Genomic DNA, 22,221 nt, shown 5'->3' with positions numbered 1-22,221 from the left:
TGAACTAGGCGGTTTGCGCATTTATTAGCGCAAGCCGCCACGCTATTCAGCTTAAAAACCTTCTAACACTATTTTCCCAATCGCCGTACCAGACTCTAATTCCCGATGGGCGGCCATTAAGTTTTCCGCGTTAATTTTTCCTAGGTGCTTACCCACTGTGGTGTTAATGCATCCCTTATCAATAAGCGATGCCATTTCTGTTAATAGACGCCCTTGTTCTTGCATATCAGCAGTAGCAAACATGGCACGGGTGAACATAAACTCCCAATGCAGCGATATACTCTTTTGTTTTAGCTTTTTAACATCTAACGATTCAGGGTCGTCAATAAGAGCAATTTTGCCCATAGGCTTCATTACATCTACGTAAGTGTCTATGTAACTGTCGGTGTTGTTTAAGCTTGCCACATGGGTGACTTCACCAAGCCCTAGCCCTTTAATTTGGGCGCTAAGTGGTTGGCTGTGATCCACCACGTAATCTGCACCTAAGCGTTCTACCCACGCTTTAGAGCTATCGCGAGAAGCCGTAGCAATAACGGTAGCCCCCGTAAGTTGCTTTAGCAATTGCAACATAACTGAACCTACACCACCGGCTGCTCCAACAACCAATACGAGATCGTCGGTTTTTTCAACCTTACCCACCGGCTGCTTTTTAATTTCCAAGTGCTCAAAGACCAATTCCCATGCGGTGATTGTGGTTAGCGGTAATGCTGCTGCGTCACTATCTGACAAGCTACTTGGCGCATTACCTACAATGCGTTCATCCACAAGCTGATATTCAGCGTTCGAGCCCTGACGGGTTAAATCACCCGCATAGAATACCCGATCGCCTACATTAAACTGTTGAACCTCGCTACCCACTGCCACAATTTCGCCAACCGCGTCCCAGCCTAGTACTTTACTAGCCCCTTTCTCGGGCGACACCCGTTGACGAATTTTGTAATCCACAGGGTTTACGGCGATTGCACTTATTTTAACAAGCACATCTCGACCCGAAGGCGCTGGCTTATCGAGTTCAATATCTTTTAGCGCATCGCTATGGCTAATAGGAAGTGACGATGTATATCCAACCGCTTTCATAATGAGCATCCTTTAAAGTAAGTAGAGAAATCTAGGTTAATAATAACATTGACACTTTATTCTTAAACCGCACAATGAAAGAAACATTTTCAAAAACTTTTAGATAATAAATGCTATTAGAAGATTTACAGGTTGTGATAAAAGTGGCTGATTTTCGCAGTATTACTGCAGCTGCGGCTAGCTTAGATATGCGCACAGCAACGGCAAGTGCTGCAATTAAGCGGGTGGAAAGCCAATTAGGTTTCGACCTATTTATACGTACCACCCGCTCACTTCGATTATCGACTGCGGGAGAGCGATACCTTCCTGTTTGTGAGCAAGCCGTAGACATGCTCGAAGGGGCTAAAATGAATTTGCAGGAAGACGCAGACAATATTGAAGGTGAGCTGCGCCTTGGGCTATCTTCAGATTTAGGACGTAATGTTATTGCACCCTGGCTGGATGAATTTATTCAACAGCACTCCAATGTAAAGGTAAAACTTCACCTTTCTGATAGTAATGTCGATTTTTACCGGGATCCCGTAGACATAGCATTGCGCTATGGCTCACCAAACGACACAAATTTATATGGCTTTAAAGTGTGTGAAGTTCCGCGCACGCTAATTGCCTCCCCCACGTATTTACAACAACATCCCAAGCCTACCACGTTGAATGATTTGCGAGGGCATAACGGATTGTTTTATCAGTTACACGATATTGTCTATAACGATTGGGCATTTGAGCACGACAATCAGCCAGTGAAAATAAAAATGTCAGGCAATCGAGCCTCTAATGACGGCGATATGGTTCGGCGCTGGTGCGTGGCGGGCAAAGGTGTTGCCGTGAAATCAAGCTTGGATGTTTGCGACGATTTACTGGAGAAGAGATTAGTGTCCTTACTCCCAGATTATATCCCAAAGCCCACTCAACTATGGTTGATTTGCCCCAGCAGACAAAGCATTACGCCAGCGGTGAGATTGTTAAGAGACACCTTAAGGGAGAAATGCCAGGCAAAATTACACGCACTGGTTCAGGCCAACATTATAGAAAAAGCGCGGATTTAAATGCCTTCCTCAATCGCATGTGCATTGACATGGTCAATTAACGCGGGAAAAAAGTGACGAAATTGCGCTTCTAACAAGGAGTATTGCGCACCTAGCGTATCCACACTACGGGCAAACTGATTGGCAAAACGAATGCTGTTTGCTACCCGTGTGATAGCATAAGTAATGCCATCAAAACTGGCATAACTATTAAACCAGTGATGCTCTATCATATGGCTAACTGTTCGCTGCATGGGGACAGGCATAGCCGGCATACCTTCACGCAAAAGATTAAAGCTTCGGTAGCAAAAATCATCAAACGTGATGCTGCTATAGGATGACCAGTTTTTTATTAAAAAATGATCGAAAATCATGTCTAATGCCACGGGAGCAAACCGTCGCTGACTTTTCGGAAACACTTGCTTCGCGGCCATTACCTCAGGGTGGCTATCGGTAAATCTGTCTACCAAATAATGGTTTTGAAGCCCTTGCTGCACACTAAACGGTAACGCAGCCACATTAACACCCTTTCTGAAATCACCAAGCAAATTACCGTAATGAGAATCTACTGTCGGCTGAGATAAATATAAATGCGCTAAATAATTCATCCCCTTAGTATGAGCAAAACAAGCTAGAAAGCAATCCCCACGCTACCCCATACCCTCTATAAAGACACCCACACTTTTCCTCTAACAAGACACCCACAGACCTCCCCTATAAAGACACCCACTTCAACTGGTTTTGCAGTATTTATTATGGGTGTCTATGAATTTGGTGGGTGTCCATGAATTTGGTGGGTGTCCATGAATTTAGTGGGTGTCCATGAATTTGGTGGGTGTCCATGAATTTGGTGGGTGTCCATGAATTTATTTTTAGTGGGTGTCTCTGTATTAGCTAGCTGTGGTAAAATTCGGGCGCGTTAACCTTATATAGATTTGTCTTTTTTATAGAGAGCCTGCTGTGAAAGAATTACTTGCCCCCATCAACGCTTTTTTACACTGTGAAACCCCTGATGCTTGGGTAGCAGAAGCCACTAAAAAAGAAAATCTATCGATTGTGCTGCTCGATCACCTTGTGTGTGAATTAAAAGCCGCTCAATCTGCGATGTACCTTATTCGTAAATATGCGGTTGATAAAGAAAGCGGTGATGCACTGCTCGCCTGGTTAAAGCCCTTTGAAGATTTCACTTACCGAAAAGTAGGTAGCTGGCAGGCGCTTGCAAATCATCAGAAACTGAATAAATCGATGTTCCCTAAGTCAGGTACGCCATATGGCCAGGATTTAATCGATAAAATGGTGCTGCTGATAAAAGAAGAGTTACATCACTTCTATCAGGTTTTAGAGATTATGGCCGACTACAATATTGAGTATGAATCTGTCGGTTCAAGCCGTTATGCTCGCGGTATGCTCCGTGAGGTTCGTACTTACGAGCCGCAAGCCTTAATTGATAAACTCATTTGCGGTGCATACATTGAAGCACGTTCCTGTGAACGCTTCGCCAAGCTAGCACCACATGTAGATAAGAGATTAAGTGACTTCTATGTTTCTTTACTTCGTTCTGAAGCGCGGCATTTTATGGATTATTTAACCTTAGCTGAAGATATTGCCGGCGCAGATATTAGTGAGCGAGTCGCATTTTTTGGTGAAGTAGAAGCCCAACTAATTTTGTCTGATGATAGCGATTTCAAATTTCATAGTGGCGTTCCTGCTTTTTCTACCGCGACTGCCTTAGAAGCACAGGGCTAAAGGTACAGTTTTCACACAATTAGATTGATTAAATATTAACCTTGTAGCACACTGAGTTGTAAATCATTTGTTAAATTCAACAAATGAGCACGGGCGTCAGCCTGTAAATAATAACAACAATGTAGATGAACAGGGTTAAATATTATGATACTCAATCACTTAATTGGTATTTATACACATCCAAAAGAAGAGTGGCAAAGCATAGACACCCGCCACGAAACGTCTATGTATGCGCTCACCCATATCGCCATAATTGCGCTTATCCCCAGTATTGTCGCCTATTATTCATCGGCGCATACGGGTTGGAGTATAGGCGCTGGCGACTTAATTAAATTAGATCAGCAAAGTGCGTTAATGATGGCAATCGGTATGTATGCCGGTTTAGTCATGGGCGTATTGGCATTAGCCATATTAATTCACGAACTTGCAAAAGCCTTTGAAGCCACCCCTACATACACGCAATCGTTAGAACTTGCCGCTTACACAGCTACGCCGTTATTTATGGTGGGTTTTGCTGGCCTTTATCCTGAACTTTGGGTAGTTATGGCGGCACTTTTGGTTGGTATTAGTTATTCGGTATACCTGCTTTACTCCGGCGTACCTATTTTAATGCATATGCCAGAGGATAAAGGGTTTATCTATTCCAGTTCAGTGGTGACGTGCGGTCTTGTGCTGTTGGTTATTTTAATGACTGGTTCAGTGCTCATTTGGGGTTTATCTGGTGGCCCTGTTTTTGTCCATTAACTTATACTAAAACGCCCGCAATGGCGGGCGTTTCGTTTATAACGTGGTTTTGGTGCAAGCCTACTTAGTCGCCAGCATCAATGTTATGCACATCTAAATTACTTAACTCGGCCTGTACCACTGGCGCTTCTCGTGATTTTTCACCACGAGACATATCAATACGCTCTAAATACTCTTGATCGATATCAGCAGTAATATAGTTGCCATCGAACACGGATGTTTCGAAGCGGCCAATAGCCTCATTTTCTTCTCGAACCGCAGCCACTAAGTCTGAGATATCCTGGAATATTAGGCCATCGGCTTGAATAAGCTCTGCAATTTGGTCTATTTCACGGCCATAGGCAATAAGCTCATTGGCAGAGGGCATGTCGATGCCATACACATTCGGGAAGCGAATTTCTGGCGCCGCCGAGGCAAAATAGACTTTTTTCGCACCAGACTCTCTCGCCATTTCAATGATTTGACCCGACGTCGTTCCACGTACAATGGAATCATCTACCAGCAATACGCTCTTTCCTTTGAACTCAGAGGAAATCGCGTTCAGTTTGCGACGTACTGATTTTTTACGCATGGTTTGACCCGGCATAATAAAGGTACGGCCAATATAGCGGTTTTTCACAAAGCCCTGACGGTAAGGAAGCTCTAAAGTATTCGCTATTTGTAGTGCAACATCCATAGATGTTTCTGGGATAGGTATAACCACATCGATATCGAGGTCGCTCCACTCCCTTTTGATTTTTTCGCCCAGCTTACGCCCCATGTTCACCCGTGATGCATAAACCGAAATACCATCGATAAAGCTGTCTGGGCGCGCAAAATAAACAAACTCAAAAATACACGGCGAGGTTACTGGATTTTCAGCACACTGCTGCGTATGTAATTCGCCAGCTTCGGTAATAAATACAGCTTCACCTGGCGCGACGTCGCGAATAAATTGAAAGCCAACAGCATCAAGCGCAACACTTTCTGAGGCTACCATCCACTCTTCGCCTAACTCACTCATACGCTTACCAAGTGCCAGGGGACGAATACCATGGGGGTCTCTAAATGCCACAATACCTTGGCCAATAATGGCTGCTACCACTGCATACGCACCTCGAATTTTCTTGTGTACTTTGGTGACAACTTCAAAAATATGAGAAGCAGATACGCTCAACCCCGCCACTTGTTGAAGCTCGTGAGCAAGAATATTAAGCAACAATTCTGAGTCTGACGTGGTATTTATGTGTCTGCGAGCAATGCGGAACACTTCTTCTTGAAGGTCATGCGCATTGGTTAGGTTTCCATTGTGCGCAAAAGCGATACCGAAGGGAGAGTTAACATAGAAAGGCTGGGCTTCTGCAGAGCTTGATGTACCTGCTGTGGGATAGCGAACATGCCCTATGCCCATATTGCCCGATAGCCTTTTCATATGGCGCGTATGAAACACGTCTCGAACCAAGCCATTTGCCTTACGCAAATTAAACATATTTTGGTCGATAGTCATGATCCCTGCCGCATCTTGGCCACGGTGTTGTATTACCGTTAATCCATCATACAGTGACTGCGCCACTGGCGTTTTACCAACTATTCCGACAATACCACACATGTGCGTTACCTATATCAAGCGGGATTTAAAAAACTGGAGGAGCCTTTCATATAAGTGAAAAACCACTCAATAATGACACTGAACTCTGGAATAAGCACAGAGGTTTGCCACCACTGCGATTGTGCAGAGGCGGTAAAGGTGTCTAAGAAAAAAAGCAGTGCGCTTACAACAAGTACGCCGCGTAGCGCACCAAATACAATACCTAATAGTCTGTCTGTTCCCGACAAGCCACTCACTTGTATAAGCTGAGCAAGGGTAAAGTTAAGTAGGCTACCGAGCACAAGTGTAGCCACAAATAGCGCCGCAATTGCAGCACCATTTCGTGCATAAGGGTCTTCGAACGCCGTGAAGTAAACAGCAAGATCGGCATAAAAATTACTGGCAATAAAGAGTGCAGTAAACCATACCACTAAAGAAATGGCTTCTTTAACAAAGCCTCGAATAAGGCTTATTAAGGTAGATACCGCAACGATACCCAAAATGGAAAAGTCTACCCAGTTCATCGTCTCTAAATTGCGTTATTGTCACTTTTGATTGATAAGCAACGTGCCGTTGGCGAGATGGCGCGCATTCTAACAGAAGCCGATAAGATTACCAATGTGTAATATTCGTTACCGGCCAAGCTTGTTCGGCTTTAGTTTACTTTAAATGTGGTTACCTTGCCCTTCAGGTCGGTTAATTCCTTGAGGTGGGGCAACGCTGCTTCTAATTTTTGTTTTTCTAAATCTGGCCCTACAAATACTTTGGTAAGTGGACCTGAACTGGTCTGAATACGGCGACTAAACGCACGATACCCTGCTTTTTCAAGTTTATTGAGCAGCCCCTTTACATTTTTTTCATGACGGAAGCTACCTAGCTGAATAACCCAACCAGCATCTTCTGTGACTTGCGGTTTGTCGATAACGGTTTGACTGGCAAGGTCATTTTTTGCTTCGATTGTCGCTTCGACAGGCTGAGGTAGCGAAGTGCTTTCATCCGTTACGTTTTTGCCCTCGCCCATCTCATCAGCGCTTTTTTCTGCCGTAAGCATGTCGTCCACGGGCACGTCGTCTTTTAATTCAACGGGTCGCTGAGCGGCATTAGCCACTCTGTTGGTGGGAAAGGCTTCGGGCTCAACAATGGGCTTTTTAGGTGGGTTTGCAGGAATAGAAACAAAAGGCTCACGGTTCGTTTGCTTTTTGCCGTCTAGAAAGTCTGGTAAAAAAATTACAGCAAGTGCCACTATGATGATGGTACCTACCAGTCTATTCTTTAAAGCCGACGACACTGTGTTCTCCCGATAATTTCTTATTTATTTTCTATGAGTGCTGGTGTTCGTGTGTCATCACTGCCGCAACAGTAATAAACGAACCAAAAACGAGTACAAGTTCGTTGTTTTCGCAATGTTTGAGTGCGGATTCGTAAGCTGGGGCAACCCCATTAAAACGGCTTATGGCTGACGCCGGCACCGCTGCACTTTCAAGCGCCGATGTTAACACATCTGCCTCGCAGCCTCTTGCCCCCTCGGTACTCGCTACATACCATTGTGCATTTAGTTGTGATAGTGGCGCAAGTGTTTCTGCAATAGACTTATCTTTAAGCATACCCACAACGGCGTGTATCTTATTTGCTTGAAAACCTTGTAGCCATGACAGCATCGCTTTCGTGGCTTGTGGGTTGTGCGCTACATCAACCACAACCTTGGGTGTATTTCGCAAAAGCTGCTGCCTGCCGGGCAATCGGGTATTGGCAATAACGTTTTGAATAATAGCGTTAGACGGCAACATTTCAATCGCTTCTAATGCGGCTAACGCCGTGCATACATTCTGAAAAGGAATATGTGGGGCAGGTAAACTGTTCAGTATTGAGTGCTTTCCTTGCCAGTCCCATTGCCCCTGTTGATTGAGCGGTGCGCTGCCATTGGAATAAAAATCTTTTTGAGCCCACACAGCATCAACATTCCGTTCATTGACTGACGCAAATAGTGTGTCAGGTGGGCGTAGCTCACCTATTACTGCTTTACCGTTTTCACGCATAATGCCGGCTTTTTCTGTGGCTATTTTCTCTCTTGTATCACCCAAATAGTCTTGGTGATCTAAATCGATGGTAGTGATAACGGCTAAATTTGCGTCAAGAATATTGGTTGCATCCAATCTTCCCCCTAGCCCAACTTCCAATATAACCACATCGGCCTGCCAGTCTTGCATCATTTTTATGGCCGCAAGGGTACCAAACTCAAAGTACGTGAGGGTAATCTCTTCCCTTGCCGCTTCTATCGCTTGAAAAGCTTGGCAAAAAGCATGGCTGTCAGCCCATTCTCCATTAAAGCGAACACGTTCACGGTAGCTCACTAAATGCGGCGACCCATAAACAGCCACGCGCTTCCCTTGCGCAAGCAAGGCTTGCTCTAAGAATCGACAGGTGGTGCCTTTACCGTTTGTGCCCGCCACGGTAATAAGTAACGTATTATCAAATTGAAGTTTGAGCCTTTCAGCTACCTGTTCAACACGGGTGAGGCCCATATCAATGGCTGAAGGATGGATAGATTCTAAATAAGAAAGCCACTGCTCTAACGCAGAATCGTCAGTAGCAGTGGGCAATTTTTTTGGTGTATTCACTAATGTTGATGATGCAGCTTAAGTAACAAGCCGTGTAATTTATCACGCATTTCTCTGCGGTCAACAATCATATCGATTGCGCCCTTCTCAACAAGGAATTCACTGCGCTGAAAACCCTCAGGCAGCTTTTCGCGAACGGTTTGTTCAATTACCCGTGGGCCAGCAAAACCAATCAGTGCTTTAGGCTCTGCAACGTTAACGTCGCCAAGCATGGCTAAACTTGCAGACACACCGCCCATAGTAGGGTCGGTTAGCACAGAAATGTAAGGCAAACCTTTTTTACTTAACTTGGCCAAAGCTGCTGATGTTTTCGCCATTTGCATTAGCGACATAAGCGCTTCTTGCATTCGCGCGCCGCCACTGGTCGAAAAACAAATAAGGGGGGTGTTGTTCTCAATACATGCATTAACGGCGGCCACGAAACGTGCGCCAACAACCGAGGCCATAGAGCCGCCCATAAAGGCAAACTCAAAACACGCAACCACCACAGGCATACCTTTCAGTTTACCTTTTACCACCACCAGGGCGTCTTTTTCGTTGGTGGCTTTTTGCGCCGCCACAATGCGATCTTTATAGCGTTTCGAGTCTTTGAACTTAAGTATGTCTTGTGGCTCGTGTTCAGAGCCTAGCTCTACCCTATCACCCTCATCTAAAAAGGCGTCGATACGGCGACGAGCAGTAATGCGCATATGATGATCGCATTTAGGGCAAACTTCTTGAAGCTTCTCTAATTCGGTTTTGTACAATACAGCCTGACAAGAGCCGCATTTAGTCCAAATCCCCTCAGGTACATTACCTTTTGTGGATGTTTGCGTACGCGGAAGAATTTTTTGAATCCAGCTCATCGAAAATGAATCCTTTGTATTTTGTAGTGCACAGGTAGCATTCGCGTTTTACTTTTCGGGGCTACCCGTGCTGCATGAATATTTCGGCTACTCGACGCTTTGCGATATCAATATACGCGCCACGTTAGTACAACCACCTAATATAACGCGCTATTAGACCACAATACAGGAAAATGGAAAAAACAAAACTGGTCTAAGAAGTTGAGCCCCTCTTAAACGAGGTAGGGTTTACGGCTAAATCTAAGCTGCTAAGGCGAGCGAGGTGGTGAACTCAGCCGCCCTATAACCGCATAATCGTGGCCCCTAGTTTTCTGCAAGAAACAGCGGGCCTAGAGGATGTTTAGGTATGTTATGAATGTCTGGATAAGTCACATCAACCAAATAGAGGCCATTGGGTTTTGCTGTCGCTGCCGCGAGGCTGCGATCTTTACCGGCTAAAAGCTCTGCTATCCAGTTTTCGGGTTTATCACCAGCACCAATTTCAACTAACGAACCTGTGATATTTCTTACCATATGATGCAAAAATGCATTAGCACGAATATCAATGACAACATATCGGCCTTGGCGGTAAACACTGACATTGGTGACATTGCGAAATGGCGTTTTACTTTGGCAAAGTGCTGCACGAAAAGAGGTAAAATCCTGTTCGCCAAGCAGTGCCTGCGCTGCTCGGTGCATCTTTTGTTCATCAAGCTCACGGTGCACATGCGTCACACCATGATGCAATATAGCCGGGCGTAACTTTGCATTGAAGATGACATAGCGATAACGTCGATGCGTTGCAGAAAAGCGAGCATGAAAATCGTCGCTCACTTCTTTCGCCCAGGTAACCGCGATAGCGTTTGGTAAATTAGCGTTAACACCCAAAGTCCATGCCTTTAAGGGGCGCTGAACTTCTGTTTCAAAATGCACGACTTGAGCCGTGGCATGAACACCGGCATCGGTGCGACCAGCGCACTGCACTTCTATTGTGGTATCCGCCACGGTAGATAAGGCGCGCTCCAAATGCTCTTGTACACTTGGCACTTCTCGTTGACGTTGCCAACCATATACGGCAGCCCCATCGTATTCAATGCCTAAGGCAATTCGCCCCATTGTTTTGAAACCTCTAAATTGAAAAGCCGCTAAGTTTAGTCATACCGCTTGCAACATGCAATTAGCTGATGGACTTCAATATAGATTCAGCTTCTTGTTTTTGTTCTTCACTGCCCTGCGACACCACTTCGTCTAGCAATTCTTTCGCGGCGGGGACGTCGTCCATTTCAATGTAAACACGGGCTAAATCGAGGTTTGCATTTTGGCCGGCGTCTTTGTCAATATCGATAACCGCATCATTGTCGTTTACACCGGTAAAGTCAGACAAACTCACATCTAAATCTAATTCAGCGGTATCAGGGTCGATATCGCCGTCGTCTCCGCCTTCGTCCATTAACGCATCTACGTCGAGAAATTCTTCAGGGGGCGTTCGTGGTGCTGCCTCGTCGCCTACTGGTTCCACGTCGTTGAGTAACGCGGCTAGGTCTAAATCGGGGTTATCAAGTTGCAGTGATGCCTCTTCTTCGGGGCTTTTGTCCGTTTCACTTTGTGCAACAGGCGCTTGATTATTCTCTTCTTCAGACACTGTCTTATTGTCTAAATTGCCGCCTTGCTCAGCATCTAATTCAGGTTCTACACTAGGTGTGTCTGCTTCTAAACTTTCCAGTAACTCATCAAAGTCTTCACTGTCTAGTTCGTCATAAATGTTTTCTGGGCGCAGTGCTTCGTCGCCAGTGTTATCTGTGTCATCACTGTCTTCGTTGGATAGCCAATCATCCAACCCAGGCACATCTGCCAACTCGCTGTCTTGTGCATCATTTGTGGTGTCGAGAGACTCTGGCTCAGGAATATCAGCCTCTGATAACACACCGTCTTGTTCCTGCTCTAGCTCGAACTCATCAATGTCATCAAATGCACTGTCTAAGATGCTGTCATCAAAGTCAGACTCTGGCTCTGGCTCTGGCTCTGGCTCTGGCTCTGGCTCTGGCTCTGCAAGTGTATCGTCTGCTTCACCAAATGTAGGTATATCATCCATCATTTGCTGATCGAATTCAGCCAACGCGTCTTCCAACGGATCGGGAGAGGGGGAATCTGCTTCTGCTTCTGCTTCTGCTTCTGCTTCTGCTTCTGCTTCTGCTTCTGCTTCTGCTTCTGCTTCTGCTTCTGCTTCTGCTTCTGCTTCTGCTTCTGCTTCTGCTTCTGCTTCTGCTTCTGCTTCTGCTTCTGCTTCTGCTTCTGCTTCTGCTTCTGCTTCTGCTTCTGCTTCTGCTTCTGCTTCTGCTTCTGCAGGAGGCTCTTCTAACTGGCTGTCGCTGCCAAGTAATTCTTCATTAAAATCAGCATCTTCCGCCAATGTCTCCGGCGCATCCCCAAGCTCTTCCAGCTCAGTATCACCCTGTTCTTCGGTCTCTAATTCATTAAGCAGTTCATCCGACAATTCGTCTATTTTTGCTTCACTGTCGTTTTCTTGGGCTTCTAATTCAGCGAGTAATTCATCAGTAAGGGGGTCACTTAAATCTTCTTCTTCCCCTAACGGTGTGTCGCTATCATCAGCCTCTTGTTCTTGCTCGGGTGAAATGTCAGGTTCTGCTTCAATTTCAGACTCTAATTCGGCTAACAACTCATCGGTTAACGCATCATCTAGGTCTTCGCTTTCACCTTGGGCGCTCTCGCCCTCTGAAGCATCTGCCGTCGTGCCTGCGTCATTTTCTGGCGTGTCATCACTGGGTTCATCGAAATCAGCATCGTCACTTTCCGCTTGTAGCTCTGCAATGAGATCGTCTGAAAGCGGGTCGGTAAACTCATCTGCATTTTCCATGTTCTCAACATCGATTTCATCGACATCAACATCATCTAAGTCATCAGTAATCGCATCTAAGCTTTGAATAGATTGCGGTGAAGGCGGTGTTTGCTCTATTTCAATTTCGTCATCTTCAGACGCTTCTTCATCTTCGTCGTCTAAGCCGCCCATCATCTCAATTTGCTCAATCTCATTAAGCAAATCGTCAGTGATTTTATCCAGTTCATTATTCTGCTGGTTAATTTCATCATCCAGCTTATCAATCATTTCCTCATTAATGAGGTCGTCTTTGCTGTCTAATTCGTCAGTTAAGCTGGGCTCTGGTGCATGCTCGTCTAAAAGATCATCAATGCTGATTTCAGGCTTGTCGTCTTCATCATCTACATCGGGTAATGCAGACTCTGCCGCAAGAATATCGTCAATGTCATCAATATCGAAATTACTATCAACGTCATTATCGCTTGCTGGGGTTTCTTCTGGCGGGTTCTGGGCATCATTAAGAATATCGTCAATATCAAAGTCGTCTAAATCGCCATCAGAACTACCATCCCCATCTAGGTCGCCACTAACATCATCCATGTCGGCATCTGAGTCATCAGTGAAGCCGTCATTAAGGTCGTCGTCAAGGTCAGCGTCAAGGTCTATTCCTTCTACGTCATCATCGTCGCCAGATAAATCGAAACCATCAATATCACTACCTGCATCATCCTCACTTAGCACTTTGTCAGACAAATCATCGTCGTCAAACAAACTGTCTAGTTCATTTTGATCCAGTTCGTCAGCGCCTGCCTCAAACAGCTCGTCTGAATCATCGTCAGGCACTAACATGTCATCTTCTAAGTCAGCAAAGGTTTCTAATTCACTGTCTAAGCTATCTTCTAGCTCTGATGTTAGAACGTCGTCTAGAAGGTCGTCGTCATTAAATAGCTCGTCGTCGCTAAGTTCGGCTTTATCATCTAAATCAGGGGCAATTGCGGTGGCAAGATCGTCTAATTCGTTATCAGGAACTGGTACAGAGTCACTTACACTTGCGTCTGTTACCGGAGCCGATTGAGCATCGCTAGGTTTACGTTTAAGTAGCCATACAATGAGACCCACGACTAATAAAAGGGTAATTAAGCCTGTGGCAATAATTAACGTGATGGGGCTCATTAACGCGTTAAGGAACGAAGCATTCTTCTCTGCTTCTCGCTGTGCCTGTTCGGCTCGCATCATTGCCAGAAGTTCTTCTTGCAATGCCACTTGTGTGTCAAGCTGCTGCTTGACGTCACCTTCCACCTGGCCGCGTAACGACTCAAGTTCACCGTTAACCTGATCAACCCTATCGTACAACTTACGATTTTCATTCAGCAGCGCCTCTACATTTTCGAGTGAGGCGGCGAACTGCATACGCAACTCATCAAACTGACGAGTTTGCTCTGCATCTAAGCGAGTAATTTTACGTTCTATATCTGACTGGGTTTGGGTTAAGTCGTTTTGATTCACCAACGGCGATGGCGGCTTAATATTTCGCACGCTGCTACCAGGCTGGTTCAGTAGTTCGGCAAATTCTCTATCGTCTCGTTCAGCACGAATGCGTGCTTGCTGGGGGCTGATTCTGGCAATATAGCGTTCAGAGGGCAGTTTTAATGTGGCGCCTTCTACCAGTAAATTCAGATTTTGCTGTTCAAATGCGTTGGGATTTAATTCGTAAATCGCTGCCATCACTTGATAAACCGTGAGGTTATTATTTTGGCGATAACGTTCGGCAATTCTCCACAAGGTGTCTTGTGCGTCTATGGGCCCATATTCTAAACCTGAATATTGATCCGTCGCATCTTTCGGCCCTTTTAATTGCGTGGCGCGTTCCTGTGCATAAACATTGATATGTGGGGCTGTGAAAAACAGTGTAAATAAAAGTAAGCCCGTTAAATGCAGTTTCATAGCAATCCTATATGCCCTCAAGCGTCAACACGTGCTGAATACGAAGCCGTGCTTTTGTCTTCATTGTTACTGGGTTGTTTATCAGCGCAGTTAACAATTAACGACTTTTATTCTTATTGTTTAATAGCACTCGCGCATGAATATTTGAGGCTATCAACCTTGTTACGCCCCTACTTCACCCGTTTTTGCGTTCCACAAAATGGGGGTGATACCCCTTAGAAGTAGCAACATAAATGTATTATGTGTTTACAAAACTATAAACCAGTTATCCAGACCAATCTAGTTAGCCCTCATCTTTTCGCTATCTATTTGTTGAATATCGATATATTTGTTATCGGCAAGGCCGGCAAAATGTTTACCCACCGAGGTTAAAAATTGAGGTGCCCTGTCTGTACCTACCTTCGGGCACCTCACCTTATATTACAGATAATCTTGAATGAGTGTTTCAGCAATTTGGATACTATTGGTCGCGGCCCCTTTTCTAATGTTGTCAGACACAACCCAAAGGTTTAGCCCGCAAGGGTGAGTAATATCGTTTCTTACTCGCCCAACATGCACGCTGTCGTTTCCGCTGGCGCTGCTCACTTGGGTGGGAAATTGTTCAGCGCCTTCGTACAGCGTAACCCCAGGCGCATCGGCCAACAACTGCTTAACTTGCTCGGCGTCTATAGGTGCACGAGTTTCTAAATGAATGGCTTCAGCATGACCATAAAAAACAGGCACTCGTACCGCTGTAGCGTTTACTAAAATACTATCATCGCCCATGATTTTTTGCGTTTCCCACACCATTTTCATTTCTTCTTTGGTGTAATCGTTATCTTGAAACGCATCAATTTGCGGAATAGCATTAAACGCAATTTGTCGGCTGAAGGCTTCAGTTTTGACTTCGCGGGCGTTAAGCAAACTGGCGGTTTGCTTGGCAAGTTCTTCCATCGCTGATTTTCCAGCACCAGAAACAGACTGGTAAGTACATACGTTGATACGTTCAATACCCACTGAATCTTGAATAGGTTTTAACGCCACCATCATTTGAATGGTTGAACAATTTGGGTTCGCAATAATATTGCGGTTTCTAAAATCGGCCAATGCGTGTGCATTCACTTCAGGTACAACTAACGGAATATCATAGTCGTAACGGTAGTGAGAGGTATTGTCGATAACAATACAGCCCGACTCGGCAGCTAAGGGGGCAAACTGAGCAGAGATATCACCACCCGCTGAAAAGAAACCCAATTGTACCAGGCTCCAATCGAAGGTATCTGCGTTTAACACTTCAATATCTTCGCCTTTAAACGTCACTGTGGTGCCTGCAGAACGTTCACTTGCCAATGGGTACAAGCGGCCTATTGGAAAGCCTCGTTCGGCTAAAAGCTCTATCATGGTCTGCCCAACGAGACCTGTCGTTCCTAATACGGCAACATCAAAGGCTTGTGACATAGTGGTATAACTCCTAACTGGTTTACGTCTTTAATTTATTGATGTATCGCGAAACCCAATGCCATTAGCTGCTGCTTAATGCCATTGCTTGTGCCTTCCGGCAAAATGAGGGTATAAGCGCTGCATTCTCGGCGCACGCGATACTGCTTTCTCAGTGTTGAAAATTGGCTTGCTAGTGCAGGTGCTGGGTCATCGGTAGCTCCGCGAGTGTCATTTGACAATGTAGAAAGCGGGCTAAGTGCGTCACGCATGGCGGCGTCGTCTATTTTCACGTCGTATACCGATAAAAATAACGCCGTCAAGTCTTCCGTGGTAAGCGAATCTGCATCTTTGTTTGTCAATGCCACCCTTGTAGGCGCAAGAACCTCCAACACATCGCTCAGTTTTTTCTGTACGGGCTTGCCCGCTATAGCGCAAATTTGTTCGTAAATAATTTGGGTACCGCGCACCTTCCCTTCAACCGAGTGCCCCGCAATGTGCGGCGTTACCTGCCAGCACAGTGCTAATAGCCCCCTATTTATATTTGGCTCATTAGCAAATACGTCAAGCGCTACGATAGGTGGGTTTTCTTGGCTTAAGCGAGCGATAAGGGCAGCTTCGTCTACCACTTCCCCTCGACATGCGTTGATAAACAATTGCGATGACGACATTTGAGCTAACGCGTCGGCGTCAATGAGATGCCCCGTTGCAAAAGGCCCTGACTTCACAAATGGTACATGTAGCGAAATCACGTCACAGGTTAGAATATCTTGAAGCTTATAAAACTCGCGACTATCACCTTGAGCTTCCAGAGGCGGATCGCACAATTTATAGTGTATGTTAAGTGCATCTAGTAATTTGCTTAACGCCGTACCCACATGGCCTGCACCTACAATACCTACGGTACACTGTTCAATATTGATGATATTGGCTTTGTGCGCTTGCAACACGGTGCTCACCACATATTCAGCCACAGCCACGGCGTTGCAGCCTCCAGCCGAGTCCCACGTTATCCCCTGTGAGTCTAACCAATCAGTATCCATATGATTGGTGCCAGCCGTGGCTGTGGTCACAAAGTTAAGTTGAGGGCAAGGGGCAATAGTTTGCTGGTTAATTTGCGTGGTAGAACGAATGGCCATAATGTCGGCCTGCTTTATCGCGTCTTTACTGAGCGTTTGCCAAGCGTAAGTTGTTACCTCTCCTAATGGGGCAAGGTATTCACATCCAAATGGGATCGTGTCTTCAAGAAGTATTTTCATGGGCGTAAGTTTAACGCAAACGCAATGAATAGTAACCTTGGCAAAGCAATTTCTTAGCGGGAAATATTTCTCTACCCCAATAAGATATTTGTCGCTACACTGCCATAAAAATCGCCTTGTAAGCAATATGTTAAAAGAAGAATATAAACGTCGATTATCACGGGCAACCTGGTTCGCGTCCATCCCGGTTGAATTGCAAACTGTGGTGTTTGAAAATATGCGTTGCAGACATTTTGACGCTGGCCATTTATTGCACGGAAAAGGCGATGAAGGTGTGGGGTTTTACGGCGTTTGTGAAGGAAGGATTCGGGTAATGAATACCGGCAACGACGGTAAAGCCCTTCTTCTTGCCCTATTGGGCCCGGGTACCTGGTTTGGTGAAATATCTTTGTTTGATGATTTACCCCGCACCCATGACAGTTATTGTGATGTAGACACTTGGGTAGGCATTATTCCTAAAACCGCGTTTAAGCGTATGTTGGAAAGCCACCCTCAACTTTACCCGCACTTTACCCGCTTACTGTGCTCCCGCGTGCGCAGTGCATTTCAGTTTATTGATTCCAGTGCAGGGTTAAGTTTGAAGCAACAATTGGTGAAACGGTTACTTATGCTGTCTACCAGTTTTGGGCAATATCAACCTACCCAAAACAGTGTTGTATTGCGGTTGTCTCAGGAATCGCTGGCGCAAATGATTAATAGTAGTCGCCAAACGGTGAATCAATTGCTTCAAGGTTTACAAGCTGAAGGAGTGGTTCGTGTCCACTACGGACAAATTACCGTAATGGACATGAATGGTATGTTTGCCCTACTTAACGAGTAAGCACAGCGCCTATGGCTTAGCGCTGTGTTTTTTTTCGTAGCGCTGCGCTATTTCTCGTAGCGCTGCATTATTTCTCGTAGCGCTGCATTACCAAGGTCGCATTGGTGCCGCCGAAACCGAAGCTGTTAGACATGACGGTATTTAGCGTGGCTTGGCGGGTTTCAGTAACGATATCAAGCCCTGCTGCAGCCTCATCCAGTGTATCTATGTTAATAGACGGCGCAATAAAGTCGTTTTCTAGCATTAACAAACTATAAATCGCTTCATTGACACCCGCTGCACCTAGGGCATGCCCGGTCAATGACTTTGTGGCGCTAATAGGCACGCCTGATTGACCAAAGACTTCCTGAATCGCTGCCAGCTCTTTCACGTCACCTACCGGTGTTGAAGTGCCATGCGTGTTAAGGTAGTCAATAGGGGCGTCAACGTTTTGCATGGCCATCTTCATGCATCGAATGGCGCCTTCACCTGATGGTGCGACCATGTCAAATCCATCAGAGGTCGCGCCATAGCCAACCACTTCACCATAAATTTTTGCACCACGGGCTAAGGCATGCTCCAGTTCTTCAACCACCACCATGCCACCGCCACCAGAGCTAACAAAACCATCTCGTGCGGCATCATAGGTACGAGACGCTACAGCTGGATTGTCGTTGTATTTAGAGCTGAGTGCACCCATGGCGTCAAATTGACTGGATAGCGACCAATGTAGCTCTTCGCCACCACCGGCGAATACAACATCTTGCTTGCCAAGTTGAATAAGCTCTAATGCATTACCAATACAGTGAGCACTGGTGGCACACGCAGAAGCAATCGAGTAACTAACACCACGAATTTTAAATGGCGTAGCCAAACATGCTGATACCGTTGATGCCATACAACGAGGAACCATATAAGGCCCTACGCGTTTTACACCTTTTTCACGAAGAATATCTGCAGACAATACCTGGTTTTCAGAAGATGCACCGCCAGAACCGGCAATAATACCTGTGCGATCATTTGAAATGTCTTTTTCTTCAAGACCCGAGTCTTCAATCGCTTGCTGCATTGCAACATACGCGTAGGCCGCTGCATCGCCCATAAAGCGCATTGCTTTGCGGTCGATATGTGCTTTAAGGTCAATATCAATATTGCCCCAAACTTGGCTTCTAAGGCCCATTTCGGCAAATTGTTCTGAAAACGTAATGCCAGATTTTCCTGCTTGCAAAGAAGCAAGCACTTCTTGTTTATTGACGCCGATACTTGAAACAATGCCAAGCCCGGTGATTACTGCTCTTTTCATAGTTTACCCTTTGCGTTGATGCGGCCTATGGTAACGATTTTACATCATGAAGTGGTCTGCTTTGCGCCACCACACACCCCAAACATACCGCTTCGCTATTATTGATAGTTATATTTGCGCATTTTGTAGAATACTTTAGCCAATGTATCACGAAACAAATAGTGTATTGGCACCAGAATGTGCGAACTTCATAAAATCTTCACAGGTAACCTGTAGCAAAAATTCTGTTTTTCACTCAAGCACTCTTGGTGGGTTTTTAGTAAAATGCGCTCAGCGTATCCATTTGAATGTACAGAGTAGTGTAAAAACGTGAAATCTAAGCAGGCAGAAGTTCATTTTAACGACAAAGGCACCCCTATTGCGTCACACTTTGATGATGTTTACTTTTCAAAAGATAGTGGTGTTGATGAAACCCTGCACGTTTTTGTGGCTGGAAATGACTTACTCACCCGATGGGAAAACTGGCAAGCCCCCTATTTTGTGATTGCTGAGACCGGATTTGGTACTGGCCTTAATTTCTTAGTGGCCATGAAGGTATTTAGCGAGTTTCGTCAAAATAACCCATCGCACCCACTGAAGCATCTGTATTTTCTCAGTACCGAAAAATACCCGCTACCGCTACCGGATATGCAAAAAGCCCTTGACGCCTTCCCTACACTTCAGGCCCAAGCTAATGCACTTAAAACAGCCTATCCTCTAGGTTTAGAAGGCTGTCATCGCAGGCACTTTGAGGCCTTTTCAACCACCTTAGATTTGTGGATCGGTGATGTTCATGAACGCTTACCGCAATGGTCGTCCCCTATTTCTGGCTTGGTAGACGCTTGGTTCTTAGATGGGTTTGCGCCGAGTAAAAACCCCGAAATGTGGACCGACGATTTGTTTCGCCAAATGGCAAGGCTGTCCAAACAAGGCGCCACGTTTGGCACCTTTACAGCAGCGGGCATCGTCAAACGCGGTTTAGCGAATGTGGGCTTTACTATTCAAAAACGGAATGGCTTCGGGCGTAAGCGCGATATGCTTACCGGTACTTACAGTGAGGAAAAAGCACAAGGCCGCGACTTTGAAGGCCCTTATTATCGCTATAATAGACGCAAGTTATCGCCGGGTGACGAGGTTATTGTGGTGGGGTCTGGACTTGCCGCGGCTACCGCCACGTTAGCCTTGGCGAAGCAAGGCTTGAAGGTGACTGTGTGCTTTGATGGTAAGAATTTAGCCTCAGGCGCGTCTGGTAACCCCCAAGGTGGATTTTACCCGCAGCTTCATGCTCAAGAAAGCATTGCCAGCCGCTTACAAGCCCATAGTTTTTTGTTTGCCCGCGCATATTACAACCAGGTGATTGCAAGCCAAGAAGGGCAACGTATTGCGCATGATTTCTGTGGCGTTGCACAGCTAAACTTTAACGAAAAAGTTGCCGAGCGCCAGCGCAAATTAATTGAAAATGATGTATGGCCTTCGGCACTTGTCCATGCTGCCACACCCGAGTTTATTAGTGAGCGCGCGAAAATCCCCTTGCCATTTGATGGGCTGTTTATTCCTCTTGGAGGCTGGATTTCGCCGCCTGACTTAGTGACAGCTCTGCTAACCTTAGCCCAAAATTACGGCCAGGTTACCCTAAAACCTCACCACCGATACGGCGACCATGAGGTTATGCAATCATCACAAGGAATGAAAACGGTTCGCGTGAATTTTGACACAGGTGAAACATTAACAGCGAAGCACCTGATACTCGCGTTAGGTGCGGGGGCAGTTAACTTGCCCGCGTTTGCTTCACTTCCACTTCGCCCCGTAAGAGGCCAAGTGGAAGCCATACCTAGCCAATCGCCGCTAAAGCCACTTGCCACTGTACTTTGCCATAAGGGTTATATGACACCCGCGCATCTGGGCCGTCATGCACTTGGCTCAACGTACGGTAAAGACGATTTAAACACAGATGTAAATACACAAGACACTGAACAAAACTTACAAACCCATAAAAAGGCCATGTTAGGTGCGCAACTGGTGGAACAACTGCACCACGATGGTACTGCCCGTGCTGCAACGCGTTTAGGCTCACCGGATCACCAGCCTGTGTGTGGTGTACTCACGCACTTTACCAATTTGAAGCCCCATTACGTCGATTTATCACTGGGCAAACCTATCAGTCAGGCATCACCCATTGAGGACATTCCGGTGAGTACACTATGCTGTTTGGGATCTCGCGGGTTAACCACGGCGCCTTTAGCCGCTGAATTGCTCGCAAGCGAGCTTACTCACAGCCCGCTTCCTTTAACTAAAGATTTGTGTCACGCACTGCACCCAGCGCGATTTATGGTAAGAGAGTGCATAAGAGGAATATTAGAAGATTAATTTGCCAGCGCCGTGGTAGAAACGATTTTATTTAAATCCATTACAATAAATGCAGGAATATAAACATTCGCACTGGCCACCACGTTTTTATTTTGCATTGACACAATACGGGCGTTAACACGCACGCCACGGTCATCTTCAATGATGGTGCCGGTTACCACATGGTCAATAGCTACCTGCTTTGCCAACGCATTCGCTTTGCGCGAGAGTACAAAATCGCCGTAGGGCGTAACTGTCACCCCACCGGCTAATTTAAAATCCACAATGGCCAAGCCAAAATCTTGTAATTCAGCTATAAGGTACTCAGAAAGCTGATTACCCAGCACGGTTCCATCTTCTAACGATTGATTAAGCCTAACAAAACTGGTGATACCCACCCTGTCTTCTAAGGTTAATCGCGTGGCATTTTCCATAAGGTTCATGGCCAACTGAGAGGCGTAATCGTTCAGGCGTTTATGGGTTTGTGAAGGGAAAAAGCCGTGATGCAAAGGGTCTCGGTAGCCTGGCTCAACCGTCACATACTGCTGATATTCGCGATCTCTAGAATCAGGTGTGTAGACCAGCCCCGAACCACGAGGCACAGGTACGGGTTTTTCGTCGTGGGAAATTTCACCATCGTCACCTAGCCAAAACGACCCCATGGATTCGGTGCTAGTGCAGCCGGCGAGTGTGAAAGCCAGTAAGACAAACATCACCGCCCAAAGACGCTTATTTTCCATG

18 protein-coding genes are annotated in these 22,221 nt (G+C 45.9%); 5 read left to right on the top strand and 13 right to left on the bottom strand.

Going from position 1 to position 22,221, the window contains the following annotated elements:
• Positions 1–51: 51 nt before the first annotated feature.
• Entirely contained in the window at positions 52–1,077 is a 1,026-nt protein-coding gene (locus IUA53_RS07245) for a zinc-binding alcohol dehydrogenase family protein (protein ID WP_196898921.1), read from the bottom strand.
• A gap of 110 nt (positions 1,078–1,187) precedes the next feature.
• Between IUA53_RS07245 and IUA53_RS07240 the strand changes: the two genes are divergently transcribed.
• The gene (locus IUA53_RS07240) at positions 1,188–2,120 is read left to right on the top strand and encodes a LysR family transcriptional regulator (RefSeq protein ID WP_196898918.1); all 933 of its coding nucleotides are present in this window, start codon (positions 1,188–1,190) and stop codon (positions 2,118–2,120) included.
• Here the strand turns inward: IUA53_RS07240 and IUA53_RS07235 are convergent.
• Positions 2,117–2,707: an acyl carrier protein phosphodiesterase gene (locus IUA53_RS07235; protein WP_196898916.1), complete on the bottom strand. Its 591-nt coding sequence runs from the start codon at positions 2,705–2,707 to the stop codon at positions 2,117–2,119. The two genes, IUA53_RS07240 and IUA53_RS07235, sit on opposite strands and share 4 nt — an antisense overlap.
• A gap of 352 nt (positions 2,708–3,059) precedes the next feature.
• Between IUA53_RS07235 and miaE the strand changes: the two genes are divergently transcribed.
• Positions 3,060–3,845 carry a tRNA isopentenyl-2-thiomethyl-A-37 hydroxylase MiaE gene (gene miaE, locus IUA53_RS07230; RefSeq protein WP_044057436.1) on the top strand — a complete coding sequence of 262 codons (786 nt, stop codon included), beginning with the start codon at positions 3,060–3,062 and terminating at the stop codon, positions 3,843–3,845.
• A gap of 144 nt (positions 3,846–3,989) precedes the next feature.
• Entirely contained in the window at positions 3,990–4,589 is a 600-nt protein-coding gene (locus IUA53_RS07225; RefSeq protein ID WP_196898913.1) for a Yip1 family protein, read from the top strand.
• A 64-nt stretch (positions 4,590–4,653) separates the two neighbouring features.
• Here the strand turns inward: IUA53_RS07225 and purF are convergent, their stop codons facing one another.
• The 9 genes from purF to IUA53_RS07180 form a co-directional block, all read right to left on the bottom strand.
• Positions 4,654–6,177 (bottom strand): amidophosphoribosyltransferase, encoded by a 1,524-nt coding sequence (purF, locus tag IUA53_RS07220; RefSeq protein ID WP_196898910.1) that lies wholly within the window; start codon positions 6,175–6,177, stop codon positions 4,654–4,656.
• A gap of 14 nt (positions 6,178–6,191) precedes the next feature.
• Entirely contained in the window at positions 6,192–6,680 is a 489-nt protein-coding gene (locus IUA53_RS07215; RefSeq protein ID WP_044057439.1) for a CvpA family protein, read from the bottom strand.
• A gap of 131 nt (positions 6,681–6,811) precedes the next feature.
• Complete coding sequence (locus IUA53_RS07210; RefSeq protein WP_196898909.1) at positions 6,812–7,444, bottom strand: SPOR domain-containing protein; 633 nt, start codon at positions 7,442–7,444, stop codon at positions 6,812–6,814.
• A gap of 31 nt (positions 7,445–7,475) precedes the next feature.
• A complete protein-coding gene (gene folC / locus IUA53_RS07205; RefSeq protein WP_196898906.1) occupies positions 7,476–8,774 on the bottom strand; it encodes a bifunctional tetrahydrofolate synthase/dihydrofolate synthase in 1,299 nt (432 codons plus the stop codon).
• Positions 8,774–9,619, bottom strand: coding sequence for an acetyl-CoA carboxylase, carboxyltransferase subunit beta (gene accD, locus IUA53_RS07200; RefSeq protein ID WP_044057441.1), 846 nt, complete (start codon positions 9,617–9,619; stop codon positions 8,774–8,776). The genes folC and accD overlap by 1 nt, the downstream gene beginning before the upstream one ends.
• Before the next feature lie 303 nt (positions 9,620–9,922).
• Positions 9,923–10,714: a tRNA pseudouridine(38-40) synthase TruA gene (truA, locus tag IUA53_RS07195; RefSeq protein WP_044447875.1), complete on the bottom strand. Its 792-nt coding sequence runs from the start codon at positions 10,712–10,714 to the stop codon at positions 9,923–9,925.
• A 61-nt stretch (positions 10,715–10,775) separates the two neighbouring features.
• Positions 10,776–14,378, bottom strand: a complete 3,603-nt coding sequence (locus IUA53_RS07190) for a FimV/HubP family polar landmark protein (protein WP_196898904.1) — start codon at positions 14,376–14,378, stop codon at positions 10,776–10,778.
• Between the two features lie 420 nt (positions 14,379–14,798).
• Positions 14,799–15,815: an aspartate-semialdehyde dehydrogenase gene (locus tag IUA53_RS07185; RefSeq protein WP_196898902.1), complete on the bottom strand. Its 1,017-nt coding sequence runs from the start codon at positions 15,813–15,815 to the stop codon at positions 14,799–14,801.
• A 35-nt stretch (positions 15,816–15,850) separates the two neighbouring features.
• A complete protein-coding gene (locus tag IUA53_RS07180; RefSeq protein ID WP_196898899.1) occupies positions 15,851–17,053 on the bottom strand; it encodes a 4-phosphoerythronate dehydrogenase in 1,203 nt (400 codons plus the stop codon).
• 127 nt (positions 17,054–17,180) lie between these two features.
• On the opposite strand from IUA53_RS07180, the gene IUA53_RS07175 reads away from it, so the two are divergent.
• Positions 17,181–17,873, top strand: coding sequence for a Crp/Fnr family transcriptional regulator (locus IUA53_RS07175; RefSeq protein WP_044447877.1), 693 nt, complete (start codon positions 17,181–17,183; stop codon positions 17,871–17,873).
• 67 nt (positions 17,874–17,940) lie between these two features.
• On the opposite strand, the gene fabB is transcribed toward IUA53_RS07175, so the two are convergent.
• On the bottom strand, positions 17,941–19,155 hold the full coding sequence (gene fabB / locus IUA53_RS07170) for a beta-ketoacyl-ACP synthase I (RefSeq protein ID WP_196898896.1): 1,215 nt from the start codon (positions 19,153–19,155) through the stop codon (positions 17,941–17,943).
• Positions 19,156–19,464: 309 nt separating this feature from the next.
• Here fabB and mnmC point away from each other — a divergent pair, with 309 nt between their 5' ends.
• Positions 19,465–21,501 carry a bifunctional tRNA (5-methylaminomethyl-2-thiouridine)(34)-methyltransferase MnmD/FAD-dependent 5-carboxymethylaminomethyl-2-thiouridine(34) oxidoreductase MnmC gene (mnmC, locus tag IUA53_RS07165; RefSeq protein WP_196898894.1) on the top strand — a complete coding sequence of 679 codons (2,037 nt, stop codon included), beginning with the start codon at positions 19,465–19,467 and terminating at the stop codon, positions 21,499–21,501.
• Here the strand turns inward: mnmC and IUA53_RS07160 are convergent.
• Complete coding sequence (locus tag IUA53_RS07160; protein WP_196898892.1) at positions 21,498–22,220, bottom strand: FlgO family outer membrane protein; 723 nt, start codon at positions 22,218–22,220, stop codon at positions 21,498–21,500. The two genes, mnmC and IUA53_RS07160, sit on opposite strands and share 4 nt — an antisense overlap.
• Position 22,221: the final 1 nt, after the last annotated feature.

Origin of the sequence: Alteromonas sp. B31-7 (assembly GCF_015767655.1) — a bacterium.
GTDB classification, from domain to species: Bacteria; Pseudomonadota; Gammaproteobacteria; order Enterobacterales; family Alteromonadaceae; genus Alteromonas; species Alteromonas australica.
The sequence above is the reverse complement of the archived record's forward strand: the minus strand, read 5'-3'. Positions and strand labels throughout refer to the sequence as shown.